The sequence below is a fragment of the Maribacter hydrothermalis genome (genome assembly GCF_001913155.1).
GTDB lineage: Bacteria > Bacteroidota > Bacteroidia > Flavobacteriales > Flavobacteriaceae > Maribacter > Maribacter hydrothermalis.
On the sequence record NZ_CP018760.1, the window covers coordinates 2,076,054 to 2,091,352 of the forward strand.

At 35.8% G+C, this 15,299-nt stretch carries 13 protein-coding genes; 5 read left to right on the plus strand and 8 right to left on the minus strand.

Going from position 1 to position 15,299, the window contains the following annotated elements; genetic code table 11:
• Window positions 1-321: 321 nt before the first annotated feature.
• The 5 genes from BTR34_RS08885 to BTR34_RS08905 are packed head-to-tail and all read right to left on the minus strand — an operon-like array spanning window position 322 to window position 7,144.
• Window positions 322-711: a DUF2721 domain-containing protein gene (locus tag BTR34_RS08885; protein WP_068480335.1), complete on the minus strand. Its 390-nt coding sequence runs from the start codon at window positions 709-711 to the stop codon at window positions 322-324.
• A 6-nt stretch (window positions 712-717) separates the two neighbouring features.
• Window positions 718-1,056 (minus strand): cupin domain-containing protein, encoded by a 339-nt coding sequence (locus tag BTR34_RS08890; RefSeq protein ID WP_068480337.1) that lies wholly within the window; start codon window positions 1,054-1,056, stop codon window positions 718-720.
• Between the two features lie 4 nt (window positions 1,057-1,060).
• On the minus strand, window positions 1,061-3,907 hold the full coding sequence (locus tag BTR34_RS08895) for a VPS10 domain-containing protein (RefSeq protein ID WP_068480340.1): 2,847 nt from the start codon (window positions 3,905-3,907) through the stop codon (window positions 1,061-1,063).
• 37 nt (window positions 3,908-3,944) lie between these two features.
• Complete coding sequence (locus tag BTR34_RS08900; RefSeq protein WP_082960088.1) at window positions 3,945-5,705, minus strand: M28 family peptidase; 1,761 nt, start codon at window positions 5,703-5,705, stop codon at window positions 3,945-3,947.
• Complete coding sequence (locus BTR34_RS08905) at window positions 5,693-7,144, minus strand: M20/M25/M40 family metallo-hydrolase (RefSeq protein ID WP_068481814.1); 1,452 nt, start codon at window positions 7,142-7,144, stop codon at window positions 5,693-5,695. Before BTR34_RS08905 ends, BTR34_RS08900 begins: the two co-directional genes overlap by 13 nt.
• A gap of 147 nt (window positions 7,145-7,291) precedes the next feature.
• Between BTR34_RS08905 and BTR34_RS08910 the strand changes: the two genes are divergently transcribed.
• The 3 genes from BTR34_RS08910 to BTR34_RS18925 are packed head-to-tail and all read left to right on the plus strand — an operon-like array spanning window position 7,292 to window position 9,544.
• Window positions 7,292-8,584, plus strand: a complete 1,293-nt coding sequence (locus BTR34_RS08910; protein WP_068480342.1) for an aminopeptidase P family protein — start codon at window positions 7,292-7,294, stop codon at window positions 8,582-8,584.
• A 9-nt stretch (window positions 8,585-8,593) separates the two neighbouring features.
• Window positions 8,594-9,364: an exodeoxyribonuclease III gene (locus tag BTR34_RS08915; RefSeq protein ID WP_068480345.1), complete on the plus strand. Its 771-nt coding sequence runs from the start codon at window positions 8,594-8,596 to the stop codon at window positions 9,362-9,364.
• 3 nt (window positions 9,365-9,367) lie between these two features.
• Window positions 9,368-9,544 carry a hypothetical protein gene (locus tag BTR34_RS18925; protein WP_197496113.1) on the plus strand — a complete coding sequence of 59 codons (177 nt, stop codon included), beginning with the start codon at window positions 9,368-9,370 and terminating at the stop codon, window positions 9,542-9,544.
• Between the two features lie 4 nt (window positions 9,545-9,548).
• On the opposite strand, the gene BTR34_RS08920 is transcribed toward BTR34_RS18925, so the two are convergent.
• Window positions 9,549-10,832 (minus strand): branched-chain amino acid transport system II carrier protein, encoded by a 1,284-nt coding sequence (locus BTR34_RS08920; RefSeq protein ID WP_068480348.1) that lies wholly within the window; start codon window positions 10,830-10,832, stop codon window positions 9,549-9,551.
• 252 nt (window positions 10,833-11,084) lie between these two features.
• On the opposite strand from BTR34_RS08920, the gene BTR34_RS08925 reads away from it, so the two are divergent.
• Window positions 11,085-11,303, plus strand: coding sequence for a hypothetical protein (locus tag BTR34_RS08925; protein WP_074472122.1), 219 nt, complete (start codon window positions 11,085-11,087; stop codon window positions 11,301-11,303).
• Between the two features lie 7 nt (window positions 11,304-11,310).
• Here BTR34_RS08925 and thiL read toward each other — a convergent pair whose 3' ends face one another.
• Window positions 11,311-12,357: a thiamine-phosphate kinase gene (gene thiL, locus BTR34_RS08930; RefSeq protein ID WP_068480351.1), complete on the minus strand. Its 1,047-nt coding sequence runs from the start codon at window positions 12,355-12,357 to the stop codon at window positions 11,311-11,313.
• A 98-nt stretch (window positions 12,358-12,455) separates the two neighbouring features.
• Window positions 12,456-13,913: a Gfo/Idh/MocA family protein gene (locus tag BTR34_RS08935; RefSeq protein ID WP_068480354.1), complete on the minus strand. Its 1,458-nt coding sequence runs from the start codon at window positions 13,911-13,913 to the stop codon at window positions 12,456-12,458.
• Between the two features lie 139 nt (window positions 13,914-14,052).
• On the opposite strand from BTR34_RS08935, the gene BTR34_RS08940 reads away from it, so the two are divergent.
• Window positions 14,053-15,297: a choice-of-anchor B family protein gene (locus BTR34_RS08940; protein ID WP_068480357.1), complete on the plus strand. Its 1,245-nt coding sequence runs from the start codon at window positions 14,053-14,055 to the stop codon at window positions 15,295-15,297.
• Window positions 15,298-15,299 lie beyond the last annotated feature (2 nt).

The window sequence follows — 15,299 nt, forward strand, 5'->3', positions numbered from 1 at the left end:
ACCCTTTTTGTATTTCAGATAGTACGATACCTCCTTTAAAGAAATAGAATACTCCAAATTCGAATGCTCTGATTGCTTTTATTGGCACCGCCAAAAGGGTATAATACCCCGAGGCTTGCCTCGAAATTAAAAGTTCGTTTCGGGCGAATGCCTCGTGGGCTTGCCCCGAGGTAGTTTACTTGATTAATTAATTCGAGTTCTTGAATTCTTTCCATCCTGTTTATCGGACGGCAAAATAACTGGATATTAACCTAATAACTTATAAAAACATTGATGAATGGTAAGATTATTAGTTAGGAATCTTTGAATGATATGTTGCTATTATTTCTCCATATCTTTTAACTGTATTGCAAGGGCTTTTGTAGATAGTTGTACTTCTATGAGGCTTAGAATTAAAGAAATCATAAGTGCTAAAAGGCTAATTCCAAAAATAATATTTGCCAAAATTGAAAATTCTAAATATATCAATGCCATAGTAATAACCGCCAATAGAAAGCTAAAGATAGCTGTCGCCTGCATATTTTTGATGATAGTCAATCTTTTGTTCAGTTTTTTTACTTGTAATTTAACTGACTCGGATTCTGTTTCTTGAAATTTTTGATGTAATTGTCTAATAAGTGCCGCTATAGCTAAATAACGTGCGTTATATGCCAGCATGGTTAAAGAAATTGCAGGGAAAAGTAAAGCTGGTATTCCTAAAGTTAGTTCCATATCATTTTAATCTGTAGCAATACCAAAGTAAGTCCAAGTTACATCTTTTAGGTATGGGTTTTTTTGTCCATGTATTTCCCCAGGTTCTATAGTAATACAATTTCCAGGTCCGACCTCATAATCTTCACCTGAGATGGTAAAAATTGCTTTGCCCGTTTGTATATGAAATACCTCGAACATAGTGTCATGCTTATGTAGATCTACTTGTTGGCCAGGTTTAAAAACTGCGGTCCCGTACATCATCAATTGTGGTATTTCTCCACGATTTATTAAAGTTCTTTTTTTAATGGCTTCGTTATGGCTAACCCCTAAATCTGGCAATTCGTTCCAATCAACAATCTTCATCAGGCTATTCTATTTCAAAAGTGACGTTTTCACTTGTTCCATTTCCTGTAATTTCTACTAAGTAAGTGCCTTTTGGTAAGTAGGTACTACCGTTATCTGACTGTTTCAATTCTGTTTTATGTTTTTTAAGGTAATTTAACTTTCCAATCTTTGTAAAGGCCAAGTCATATGATAAAATGTTCAACCCCATATTGGCTGTTATTTCAGTTTCGCTCACAATAATATCATCCGAAGATTTAATTTTTGCTTGATAAACATCATCTCTATTAGAATAAAATGTAATATCAAGACCTGGAGTACTTGCTTTAGACCATGAGCTCCATGAATTCCCCCATCTAATAGAATGCTTTATGTTTTCTAAAGGATAAATATGTAACTCTTTTTTCAGGATTTCTGATGTCAAGTTTTGGAGTGATGCTATTTCGGCCTTATAGATGCTTCTACCATGCGTACCCACCAATAAATGTTTAGCTTCTTTCTGAATTACTAAATCATGAATGGCAACGGCCGGAATTCCATTTTTAAATGATTCCCATGAATCTCCTTTGTCCAATGATGCGTATAATCCGTTATCGGTTCCCACAAATAATAAGTTTTCGTTTTCAGAGTCTTCAATTATAACATTAACAGGTGATGCAGGTATGTTGTTAGAAATGCTCTTCCACGTGTTGCCTTTATTTTCGCTAACATATATGTAAGAAGTAAAATCGTCTGAACGATACCCATTTAAAGTAGCATAAACTCTATTTTTATTATGTTTAGAAGCTACGACTCTACTTACCCATAAATTTTGCGGCAAGTTTTTGGAAATATTTTCCCAATTACCACCACCGTTATCTGTTCGGTGTATAAGCCCATCATCACTACCGGTATATAGTAATCCGAATTTAAAGGGAGATTCAGTAATTGTAGCTAAAGTTCCGAAAGCAACATTACCCTTTTTTCCACCTTGAGTTAAATCACCAGAAATGGTTTCCCAAGTATCGCCTTGGTCTAATGAACGGTGCAACTTATTACCGCCCATATATAAAATATCTTGATTATGAGAAGATAATAAAATTGGGGTCTGCCAATTAAAACGATAAGGTGTTTCTCCTAATTCATGTTTTGGTTGAATGTAGGTACGTTTGTCATTTTCTAAATCTAATCTAAAGTAATTTCCAAATTGAAAGCCTGTATATACGATATTTGCATTTCTAGCGTCTACCTGAACTTGCATGCCATCCCCACCTAAAATTGATTTCCAAGGATACTGTCCTGTTTGGTGCCATTCTGTACTTGCTTCGGCATTATGTGGTCCCATCCAAACGCCATTATCTTGTAAGCCTCCATATACATTATATGGTTTTTCATTATCTACCGCAATGGCGTAAAATTGCCCTACGTTAGGCGAATTATTTTTTACCCAACTTGCGCCATCATCATAACTGGTATTTACACCACCGTCATTTCCATTGATTAAATGCCCTGGTAAATTAGGGTTTACCCAAACGGCATGATGGTCAGAGTGTACATTGTCCCCGTTAATTGATTTATATGTTTTTCCTCCATCTTTTGATGAGATTATGGGTACGCCAGATACATAGATTGCCTCCGAATTTTTAGGGTCTATACTTATTTGGGCAAAGTAATACCCATAACTATAAAAGAGGTCATCTATATAGTTACTATTTTGTTTTACCCATTTTGTTCCACCATCAGTACTACGATATACTTCTGCGCCAATTACCGGAGTGTCGAAAAGTAAAGAATTTGCATCTTCTAGGTAAAGTGCAAGGTCAACTGGTTTAACCGCGTTACTACGTACCATCTGCTTTACATTGGCAGCACGGTATTTTTCTTGAAAATTATTTGTTTTAAGAAAATCATTCAGTTCCTTATCATTAAGATTTAGAAATTCTTCTTTTGACAGCGATTTAAAATCATCTTTTGTTAAACCCTCTTGTTTTTCTTCTTTCTCTTTTTCTTTATTTCTTCTAAACTGATTATCATGAACGGCGTAAATAATATTATCATCAAAAACAGCTAAGCCTATTCTACCAACGCCTTCACCAGTTGGGAAGCCACTGGTTGGTGTCGATATTTTAGACCATGTTGCACCTGCATCCGAACTTTTGTAAATACCAGAACCACTACCATTTCCAATAAAATCCCATGCTTTTCTATCTTTTTGCCAAGCAGCAGCATATTGAATATTAAAATTATTTGGAGAAACCGCTACATCGATAATCCCTGTGTTATCATTTATAAACAAGGTGTTTTTCCATGTTTTACCACCATCTGTTGTCTTATAAATTCCACGTTCACTATTAGGGGAATATAAGTGACCTGCCACCCCAACTGTTACTTCATTGGCGTTATTTGGATTTAAAACAATACGTCCAATATGGTGCGAATCTATTAAACCCATGTTTTGCCAGGTTTTACCGTTATCTGTAGATTTTAAAATCCCAATTCCAGCATAGGAGGAACGGGAAGCATTGTTTTCTCCCGTGCCAACCCATATAGTTCCACTTTTCCAATGTACAGCAATATCACCAATATTCTGAGTCTGAGTTTCGTCAATAACCGGCGTAAAAGTTGTTCCGTTATTATTGGTATACCATAATCCACCCGAGGCATAAGCGACATAATATTCCGTGGGGTTATCCTCATTTACCGCTAGGTCAACTACACGACCACTCATTACGGACGGACCAATATTTTTTAAAGGAATATTTTTTACCAATGAATTGGCATCCATCGCTTGTTTAGCTATTAAAGATTCTTCTACTTTTTGTGCTGTTGTAGGTTGAATTTGTGCCGATGCTATTGAAATACTGGCGAATACTAATAGGTAAAATTGTTTCATTTTCGTGTTTTTGATACTGCTGACGGTAAGTTACTGATTAGTTTTGAGAAGGCATTTTTAAAGTCTCGACCAATTCTTTTGTTTTTGATGCAATTGATAAGTTCGCTTCCCTTATATTTTTTTCTACTGCACTGTCCGATTTTGGCAAGGCATCATTAACCGTAATAATGGCTTTTGTATACCAATCTTCCCAAGCTTTTAGAAGAACAATTTCATCCTCAAGGTCTTCACCATTTTCTACCGCTTTTTTACTCAATTCAAATTCATTTTCTAAACGATTGATGGCACGCTGCTTCAAATTTACAACTTGATCTAAGGCAAATTGAGTGCCGGAGTTCACTAATTCCATTCCGCTGACCAATGCTGTTGTACCTACATTTTTTAAGGTTTCTTGAGATACCTTGTCAATGCGGTCATTATCCGTATGGTAAAATTGGTCTGTAAAATGCCAAAGTAATAGTCCTGGAATATCTGCTTGTAAAAACGGAGTATGATCACTGCCGCCTTCAAAAGGGTTGGTTTCTACTACCCAATTAGCATATTTACCTTGTTCTTTAAATTTCGAAATTATAAAATCGTTGAGGTAATGAGGTTTCATATCCTCTAATTTTAAAACTTCACCACCCCATTCGCTGTGTTTGTCTTTTCCACGTGTCCAAATAGCGCTTGGGTCAGGCATTTTTTCAATCAAAAAAGTACCTCCTGTTACAGCTGTATTTTCCCCTACCATGTCTAGACTTATTCCCCATTTTATCCCTTTTGCACGTTCAGGATCTTCTTCGATATATCTTCGGGTAGAAATAATTTCATCACCCCATAAAAAAGTCATGGTTCGTTTGAATTCTATTTTCTTTTCAGAAAATAATTTGGCAGCTATTTTAGCCATTTCTAATTGAGCGCCAACACCCGTAGCATTGTCATTTGCCCCAGGTTCTTGAATGTGTGCACTGTATACTAAACGTTCATTGGGCAATTCGCTTCCCTTTATATCGGCAACAATTGTAAGTTCTTCAGATGGGTATCTTTTAGTTTGGATGTTTACCAAAACATCTGTAGTTCCTTTTTCTAAACGAGCAGTCAATTTTTCTTTTGCTTCAAAGGAAAGTGCAATTCCCCAAAAATCACCATCATCTTGAGACGGAAGACTTCTAAACTGAATGGAGGTCTTATTTTTCTCTGGTTGTAAATAATTAGGATTGTCATAAGAAATAATCCCAATTGCTCCTTTTTCTATTGCCGTTTTATACAAACGGCGTGCGCTCATTTCCGTAAATAGTATTTTTCCTTTTACATTGGCAGAATCTAAACCTTCACTTGATTTTATCCATAGTACCTCAGCCTTAATTCCATTTTCGGGAGTAGAGGGGGAGTTTAAATAGGTCATGTTCCTATTTGTTTTGGATTTAAGTATGGGTTCCGTATCTCCTGTAATTTGTAAAGATGCAGATACAGACTCCCAAGTATTATAATTCATTTCCCGTTTTTCAATACGGTATGTTAACCGGTCACTGTCCTTTGCAATTTCTTCCAATACATATCCAGATGCTTTTAGACTATCAGCTATGAGATAGATGGTTTTATTAAAACCTGTATTGCCAACTACGCGCCAATAATCTTCTACAAAATCAGTGGTCTCATATGCAAGCTGACCCGTAAATTCTGGACGGACAATATCAAAATAATCTACAGGAACTTCTTCACCATGTTGAGAACACCCTATTAAGAAGGAAAAGCAGAGTAGTGCGGGAACAATACCCTGCTTTACTATTGTTTTTTTAATTGAAACTACTCTTCCCATTTCCAGTCGTTACCAATAATCAATTTCTCTTTTAGGTCATTCATGATCATAAACTCTTTAGTAGTTTCGCTATCCATTTTGGTTGCTGGTAATTTATCGGCATTCGCTACTGCGTAAAGCATCATGGTACCAAAACGAGCTGTGTTTTTCATGTGGTCTTCGTTTACCAAATTGAAATCATCGCAATCGGAATGGTAGCAGCCATAAATTGAACGGTCCAGATTACTGTGTACAGATAAAATTGGAACACCTTCTAACATAAACGGTTGGTGATCGCTATGTAAACCAGATTTGTTAGAAAAAGTATTTTGGTAGATAGTATCTTGTTGTTGAATAGCAGCACCTAAATCTGTAAAGAATTTTTCATCATCTAACTTACCGCCAGCATTCATACCAATTGGGTTGCCAGACATATCTAAATTCATCATGTATTTAATGTTTTCGATAGTATTATTTTTAATGGCTTCATTAACTAAGTGCTTAGAGCCAAGAAGCCCTTGTTCTTCTCCCATGAACATTACAAATTTTACGGTACGTTTTGGACGAAGGTTATTTGCTTTAAAAGCTCTTGCAATATCTAAAACAGCAAATGACCCAATACCATTATCAATAGCACCGGTGGCTAAATCCCAAGAATCTAAATGTCCGCCAATGACAATTTCCTCTTGCGGAATTTCTGTTCCAGGTAATGTTGCAACTACGTTTCTTGCTTTTATAACATCACTAGAATTGTTCATGTCTATTTTGGCCGTAGCTTTTTTAGATGTCAAAGTTTCTTTCAACGCCATACCGTCTTCCTTACCAATACACACAGCTGGAATCGGAATTAACTCGCCTGTTACAGAAGCCGTACCCGTTAATAAAACACCATTGTCAACTTGGTTTATAATAATGATACCAATTGCACCATATTTAATGGCTAAAGCGGTTTTTTCACTACGGTGTAAATTACTTAGACCTTCCTCACTATTTGGTAAAATAGAAATATAGACTAAGGCTATTTTTCCTTTCACGGCGCCTGGGTTTGCTGCATAGTCTGCATCTAAACCATTGCCCATATCTACTATTTCGCCTGTAACGTTTGCTTCAATGGGAGAGTGCCCTAGAGTTACGACTTTAATATCTTCATCGTTAATTTGTAAGGAAACTTCACCTCTTGCCCAAGCTTCCACTTCAAAAGTTTGGTAGGCTACATCTTCAAAGCCGAATTCTTTAAATTTATTATACGTGTATTCTTCCGCTTTGGCTCCGTTAGTGGAACCTGTTAATCTATGTCCAATGGTTTCTGTTGCTTCTTTTAAAGAACTATATCCTTTGGAGTTTGCTTTTATTTCGGTATCAATGCGTGAAAATAATTCAGCTTGTGATTCTTCTTTTTTTGTTTCTGTACAAGCTTGTAGGCATAGTACGCCTATTAATAAGTAAGCAATTTGTTTCATTAGTTGTTTGTTTTTGGTTGAAGCATACAAGTTAGCTATTTAGTTACAAATAATAGATGCTTTACAAGTTGTTAATCTTATAATTCTATCTCCTAAATTTTAAGGATACAAGACTTAATGCGTAATTTTATATCAAAATAGAAATTCATGAAATACGATCAAATACCTAACTCCTTATTTAAAAAGAACCGTAAAAAGTTTATGGACCGCATGCAGCCAAAAAGCATTGCTGTTTTTAACTCTAATGACATTTACCCAATAAGTGCTGATAGTGTTTTACCTTTTGAGCAACATAGAGATATCTTTTACCTATCTGGAGCTGATCAAGAAGAAACTATTTTGGTTTTATTTCCTGATGCTATTAATAAGAAACATCGCGAAATTCTTTTTGTTCGTGAAACAAACGAACATATTGCCATTTGGGAGGGTGCTAAACTGACCAAAGAAAAAGCTACTGAAGTCTCCGGCATTGAAACTATTTGTTGGCTGAAGGAGTTCGATAAAATTTTCTTCGATTTAATGACCGAAGCCGATACTATATATTTTAATACCAACGAGCATTACAGACAAGCGGTAGAAACGCAAACGCGTGAAGACCGTTTTATTGAAAAATACAAACATCAGTATCCTGCACATAAGGTTGCCAAGAGTAATCCTATACTTCAGGAAATTAGAGGAGTTAAAGAGCTTGAGGAACTAACTATTATGCAAACTGCGTGTAATATCACTGAAAAAGGATTCCGTAGGCTGCTTGGTTTTGTAAAACCGGGAGTAATGGAATATGAGATTGAAGCTGAATTGCTGCATGAATTTGTTAGAAATAGATCTAAAGGTTTTGCTTATCCACCAATTATTGCGTCTGGGAACAATGCCAATGTGCTTCACTATTTAGAAAATAATAGGCCGTGTAATAATGGGGATATGATTTTAATGGATGTTGCTGCAGAATATGCTAACTATTCTAGTGATTTAACCAGAACCATACCTGTAAACGGAAAATTTACTAAACGCCAAAAAGAGGTTTATAATGCCGTTTTAAGAGTAAAAGATGATGCGACCAAAATGTTAGTGCCAGGCACATTATGGGCAGAATACCATAAAGAGTGTGGTAAATTAATGACTTCAGAATTAATAGGACTTGGGTTATTGGATAAGGCCGATGTGCAAAATGAAAATCCTGATTGGCCTGCTTATAAAAAGTACTTTATGCATGGTACTAGTCACCATATTGGATTAAACACACATGATTACGGTGCATTGAAAACACCTATGAAAGCAAATATGGTATTTACCGTAGAACCGGGAATTTATATACCCGCTGAAAATATGGGTATTCGTTTAGAGGACGATGTGGTTATTAAGGAAAAGGGAGAACCGTTTAATTTAATGGCAAATATTCCTATTAAGGCAGATGAGATTGAAGAATTAATGAATAAATAATACCAGAAAATGAAATTAGTTTCGTGGAATGTTAATGGAATAAGGGCTTCTGTAAAAAAGGGCTTTGAGGATGTTGTTAAAGATTTTGATGCAGATGTATTTTGTGTTCAAGAAACAAAAGCACAAGATGATCAGGTTGCCGAAGCATTGAAAGATATTACCGATTACAAACTTTACAGTAATAGCGCTGAAAGAAAAGGATATTCTGGAACTGGAATTTTATCTAAACAAGTACCTGTGAAGTTTAATAAGGACATGGGTATTGAAGTACATGATTTGGAAGGACGGATTACACATTCTGAGTTTGAACATTTTCATTTAATCAACGTGTACATTCCTAACAGTGGTAACGGATTAAAACGTTTGGATTACCGTGCCGGATGGGATATAGATTTTACCAACTACCTAAAGGAGTTATCTAAATCGAAACCTTTGATTATTACGGGCGATTTTAATGTAGCACATACCGAGAACGATTTGGCAAACCCGAAAAGTAATTACAATAAAACATCAGGATTTACCCAAGTTGAAATTGACGGATTTGAGCATATGCTGAACGAAGTGAAATTGGTAGATAGTTTTAGAAAGTTGCACCCTACGACTTTTGATAAATACACCTTTTGGAGTGCAAGAGGTGGCGCAAGAGAACGTAATGTAGGTTGGCGTTTAGACTATTTCTTAGTAAGTGAGTCAATTTGGGACAAAGTGAAATCAGCCGAAATTCATGATCAGGTTATGGGTAGTGATCATTGTCCTATAAGTTTAGAAATAGAATTTTAGAATATGAGGTTCTTAGTATTGATTCAAGATGCTTCTGAGATTGAGAAGAAAATTCAAGAAGCGCCTGATAATTCTTATGAAATAGGTATAGCTATTGGTACCTACCTTCCTTTTGTAGTGTTGGTTTTAATAGCTTACGCTTTTTATTATTATTCTAAAAATCGAAGGAATACAGAATAACTAATTAAATGCTATTTGGCTTTTTCTGGGTTAGCACGTTTGTAATAACAAAGACCAAAAAAGCCGGCAACACCCAACCCAAACTATATGGTTGAAGCGGAATCCAAGAGAAGGTGTCTTTAGCAATATCAACCGTATTGATGCTTCCTAAAAAGTCAGGAATACTAAAAATGAATGTTACTATAGTAACCGCTCTAAAGACCAAAGGGGAGGCATATTTTTCAGGAGTAACATTTAGTAGAATTAGAATAATGGTAATGGGGTAAATGAACATTAAAGCCGGCAGAGCAACTGCAATGATATAGCCAACATTAAATTGCCCCATCAGTACGCCTAAAATACTTCCTGTAATAGCAGTAATGGTATATGCCAATTGAGAGTCATTGAATCTTGATCTTACAAAATCTGCTGTTCCCGTTACAATACCAACTGCGGTTGTAAAACATGCAACACCTACTAAAATGCTTAAAAAGAAATTGCCAATAGTACCTAAGCTATTTATGGTTAGGCCAGAGAGTAATGCGGTTCTTGTCGTATTTGCATCAAAATTATCATGTACTAAGGCCCCTGAAAGTATTAATCCTAAATAGATTAGAAAAAGGGCTAAACCAGCTAACCATCCGGCACTACGAATTAATGATTTTTTGTCTTCGTATGTAGCGTTCTTGTGCCTTAAATTAATAGAAATAATAATAACTCCGCCGACAACAACTGCTCCAATAGCATCAAATGTTTGGTAACCTTCTAAAATTCCATTAGTAAACGGACTAGTGATTGTTGTAGTTCCAAAATCAAATGAAAAAGAAAAAACGGTAATTCCTATAACCAAAAGAAGAATCAGAATAATAGCGGGAGTTAAAATTTTACCTAGTATTCCTAATATTTTAGAACGGTTCATAGCAAAGACCAACACTAATCCAAAATAAATACTACTGGTAAACCATGAAGAAATATCCCAAAAGGGCTGTATTGCCATTTCATGGGTAACCGAAGCTGTTCTTGGGCTAGGTAATGTAATCGAAATGCTGTAAATTAAAAAAGCATAGATTACGCTAAATGTTGGAGAAATCTTTTTTCCAAAATCAATAAGTGTGCCTTGTAATTTTGCATGTGCCAGAATACCTAGTATGGGTATAATTACTGCAGATATGCTAAATCCGATAGTTATAATTAACCATTGATTTCCTGCGTTAAAACCTAATAATGAGGGTAATATTAAATTACCAGCTCCAAAAAATAAGGAGAACAGAGCAAAGGCGGTTACAAAGATTTCTTTCTTCTTTAACATGGCTGCAAATTAAGTGAAAGAATATGAAATTATTGACAAGCTTAAGTTTTTGATTTTGTAAGACACCATAAAAAAGTCAATTGACAACAGGTTAAGTAGCTCTTGCAACAAATACTAGTGCAGTCTGCTAATATAGAGTACATTAACCGAACGAAAGAATGAGTAATCAATTTTCTATATTTTTTAAACTAAAATTTTTAATCGCGTTTTATCGATTGCCCAAATTGAAAAACCAGTAATAAAACCTACAACATGAAAAAAATATTCTGCAACATTTTTGGACATCATTATTCAGTCTCAAAAAAAGTGACTTCACATATTAAAGAGTACAAATGCATTCACTGCCAAAAACAAGTAACAACAGATGTTAGTGGAAATCTTGCCGCACTAACACCCGAATTACAAGATATCAACAGAACTTTAGAGCATATTTACCAAAGAAGACATACGGCTACGCAACAAGTTGCATAGTAATTATCTAATCGGTAAATGAATTCCAGCCCTGTGCGGTTAACGGAATTTTTGCATTGTTCCTGGAAATTAAGAAAGCTCCTTCGCCTTCACCCGTAGTATGCCCCACGACGGTTAAGTTTGGATTGCCCTTTATTTTTGGGAATTCTTTTTGGTCTATAGTGAACAACAATTCATAATCTTCACCTCCACTTAAAGCAACAAGTGTACTATCTACTTTAAATTCCTCACAAGCGGCAATTACCGTTGGGTCCAATGGAATTTTATCTTCATATAGGTCTATTCCAATTCCACTGCTTTTACTTAAATGTAAAATTTCTGATGAAAGGCCGTCACTAATATCAATCATGGCTGTTGGGTGGACATCTAATTTTTTCAAAAGTTCGGTAATATCTTTACGAGCTTCCGGTTTTAGCTGCCGTTCTACTATATATGAATAGGGCTCTAAATCTGGCTGATTATTCGGATTAACTTTAAAAACCTCTTTCTCTCGTTCTAAAACTTGTAGACCCATATAAGCAGCGCCAACATCACCTGAAACAACCAAAAGATTATTAGGCTGCGCTCCTGATCTATAGGCAATATCTTTATCATTTGCTACACCAATAGCTGTTACGCTAATCATTAATCCGGTTTTGGAGGAAGTTGTATCGCCACCAACTAAATCAACATTATAAGCGTTACATGCCGTAGCAACACCAGCGTACAATTCCTCTAATGCTTCTAAAGGAAACCTATTGGAAACGGCAATAGAAATGGTTATTTGTGTAGCCATGGCATTCATCGCATATATATCGGATAGGTTTACCATGATAGCTTTGTAGCCCAAATGTTTTAAAGGCATATAGGCAAGGTCAAAATGAACGCCTTCAATTAATAGGTCTGTACTGATTACAGTTTTTTTGTTTTTAAAATCTAAAACTGCAGCATCGTCTCCAATTCCTTTTAATGTTGATTTTTGGGAAATTTTAAAATCTTTCGTAAGATGATCAATAAGACCAAACTCACCTAGTTTTTCTAAAGATGTGTTTTCTTTATTCTTGTCTTCTAGCATGATGCAAAAATAAGAAGTAAAATAAGATGTATGGAATAAATAAACCCAAAGCTTTTAAGCTTTGGGTTTATAATTAAATTTATAAAAATGTTTGGTGCCTATCCTAAGGAATAGCCATCTCTATAAGTGCGTTTCACATATTTATTTGCAGGTTCAAAATTGGTAATTTTCATATTAGCTGCATCCCATTGTAAACGTTTTCTTCCGTGATATTGCTTTCCACCACCCCAGAAACTTTGATTTTCTACTGAAGGATCTACTTCGAAATATGATTTTAAAGCTAAATTTCCAATTAATATACTTTCTGTAAATGGTCCGGCATAATCAAAAGAAGAACTGGTTTCTGCATTTCCGTAACCGGCCATACATGCGTTTACCCATTGTAAATAGTGACCTTCTGGCACACGTGCAATAGTTTGTTCTACTTCAAATTGTTCGTTTAAGGTTAACGGTAACAAACGTGGATTTGCACCATAACAATCTGCCATTAATTTTCCTTTAGTTCCAATGAAAAGTACGCCGCCATCCCAGTTTCCTAGAGCTTCGTCATCTCCTAATTCTTCAGGTCTTTCAGGAAGCAACCCTCCATCCATCCAAGTCACTTTTATTTTTCCTTTACCATCCGTTCTAGGGTAGCTTAGATGTATTTTGCTAGAGTTCGGGAAACTCTTCGGGTAATCTTTATATTGGAAATTTCCGCTGAAGGAATCGGATACACTACATTCTACAGTATCTGGGTATAATATTGGTAATATTCTATACACCGGGTCCATAATATGACAGGCCATATCGCCCAGGGCTCCTGTTCCAAAATCTGACCAACCTCTCCAATCAAATGGTAGGTAGGCATCATTATAATCTCGCATTTGAGCAGTCCCTAACCAAAGATCCCAATTCAGACCTTTTGGTACGCGGTCTTTTTTTGTTGGTGTTTGTAATGCTTGAGGCCAAATAGCTCTGTTCGTCCAACATTTTACGGTGTGTACTTCACCAATTATACCCGTATCATAAATTTCTTTCATGGTACGAACACCGTCACCAGATCCACCTTGGTTACCCATTTGTGTAACCACTTGGAATTTTTTTGCTGCTTCGGTCAACATTCTTGCTTCCCAAATATCATGCGTCAATGGCTTTTGAACATATACATGTTTGCCCATAGACATTGCCTGATAAGCGGCAACTGCATGATTGTGATCCGGTGTAGATACAGATACTGCATCTATATTTTTACCTTCTTTGTCAAGCATTTCCCTAAAGTCATTAAAATAACTGGCTTTTGGAAAGGCTTCTCTTGAAGTAATTGCTTGTCTATCATCAACATCGCATAGGGATACGATATTTACATTAGGACTTTCAGCAAAGGAGGCAATATCACTTTGTCCTTTACCACCGGCACCTATACCTGCAATATTTAATTTATCACTTGGAGCAATAAAACCTGGGCCACCCAAAACATGTCTTGGTACGATCATAAATCCGGCTGCCGCCATACCGGTATTTTTCATAAATTTCCTACGGGTGTTTTTGTTTAATTCTGTTTTTTTGTTTGACATTTGGTGTTGTTGTTTAGTAATTAGTCGATTTAGACTTGAAGATAATTCAATTCACACAAATATATATAGCTATTCGAAGATTTGTTATTAATCAAAAAAAGCAATTACTATCTTTAGGTATTGAATATAAATAGATTGCATGAAAAATGCGTTGTGGTTTTTAACATTTATTTTGATTTTTGGTTGCAGTTCTGATGCTAGTGTAGAAGACGAACTGGAGGACCAAATGGAAGAAACGTCACCTTATAACCAAAATGTAAATTCTATAGTGCCATGCGAGAACGGGTTTGCCGGTATATACCCATGTAAAGGGTATGATCTTGTTGCTGCTATTCCTTTGAGCGTATTTTCAGCTAACGAGGCAAATGATATTTGGGGTTGGACGGATGCCACAACTGGAAAGGAATATGCTATTATGGGTCTTGATAACGGCACTGCTTTTATTGATATTTCTGATGCCATAAAACCAGTTTATTTGGGAAAACTGCCTACAGCAACGAGTTCAAGCTCGTGGCGAGATGTAAAAGTTTACGATGATTATGCGTATATTGTATCTGAGGCTAATGACCATGGTGTACAGGTATTCGACTTAAAAAAATTACGAAACGTAAATAATCCTCCAGAAGCGTTTACTGCTAATGGTCGGTATACCGCAATTGGTAATGCACATAATATCGTTATAAATGAAAATAGCGGGTACGCTTATCCGGTAGGTACAAATAGAGATGATCAGTATAATGGAGGAGTACATTTTTTAAATCTTCAGAACCCTACGGTACCGCTACTTGATGGTGGTTGGGGATTAAATGGCTATACACATGATGCTCAGGTAATTACCTATAATGGGCCAGATGTTAATTATGTTGGCTCCGAAATATTTGTAGGGGCAAATGAGGATCAAGTTGTTGTTGTAGATATTTCAAATAAAGATGCACCGGTAACCTTGGCAACGTTACCTTATCCAAATATTGCATACACGCATCAAGGTTGGTTTACAGAAGATCATCGTTATTTTATTTTAGGTGATGAATTAGATGAGGTTAGACAAGGATTTAGAACACGTACCCTTATTTTTAATATGGAAGATTTAAACAATCCAGTGTTACATCATACCTATTCTGGGCCTACAAATGCCATAGATCACAATGGTTATGTTTTAGAAAATGAGTTTTTCTTGGCGAATTATACGGCTGGGGTTCGGGTTTTAGATATTTCTAATATTGAAAATAAAACGGTAACCGAAAAAGCTTTTTTTGATACGTATCCTTCAAATAATAATACTCAATTTGCGGGTGTATGGAGTGTTTACCCCTATTATGAAAGTGGTAAAATTGTGATAAGCGATATCAATAGCGGATTTTTCATTATCCAAAAATCTAATTAATT

Coding starts and splice junctions, on each gene's coding strand:
- BTR34_RS08885 (WP_068480335.1), bottom strand. CDS start 711: ATGGAACTAACTTTAGGAATACCAGCTTTACTTTTCCCTGCAATTTCT.
- BTR34_RS08890 (WP_068480337.1), bottom strand. CDS start 1,056: ATGAAGATTGTTGATTGGAACGAATTGCCAGATTTAGGGGTTAGCCAT.
- BTR34_RS08895 (WP_068480340.1), bottom strand. CDS start 3,907: ATGAAACAATTTTACCTATTAGTATTCGCCAGTATTTCAATAGCATCG.
- BTR34_RS08900 (WP_082960088.1), bottom strand. CDS start 5,705: ATGGGAAGAGTAGTTTCAATTAAAAAAACAATAGTAAAGCAGGGTATT.
- BTR34_RS08905 (WP_068481814.1), bottom strand. CDS start 7,144: ATGAAACAAATTGCTTACTTATTAATAGGCGTACTATGCCTACAAGCT.
- BTR34_RS08910 (WP_068480342.1), top strand. CDS start 7,292: ATGAAATACGATCAAATACCTAACTCCTTATTTAAAAAGAACCGTAAA.
- BTR34_RS08915 (WP_068480345.1), top strand. CDS start 8,594: ATGAAATTAGTTTCGTGGAATGTTAATGGAATAAGGGCTTCTGTAAAA.
- BTR34_RS18925 (WP_197496113.1), top strand. CDS start 9,368: ATGAGGTTCTTAGTATTGATTCAAGATGCTTCTGAGATTGAGAAGAAA.
- BTR34_RS08920 (WP_068480348.1), bottom strand. CDS start 10,832: ATGTTAAAGAAGAAAGAAATCTTTGTAACCGCCTTTGCTCTGTTCTCC.
- BTR34_RS08925 (WP_074472122.1), top strand. CDS start 11,085: ATGAAAAAAATATTCTGCAACATTTTTGGACATCATTATTCAGTCTCA.
- thiL (WP_068480351.1), bottom strand. CDS start 12,357: ATGCTAGAAGACAAGAATAAAGAAAACACATCTTTAGAAAAACTAGGT.
- BTR34_RS08935 (WP_068480354.1), bottom strand. CDS start 13,913: ATGTCAAACAAAAAAACAGAATTAAACAAAAACACCCGTAGGAAATTT.
- BTR34_RS08940 (WP_068480357.1), top strand. CDS start 14,053: ATGAAAAATGCGTTGTGGTTTTTAACATTTATTTTGATTTTTGGTTGC.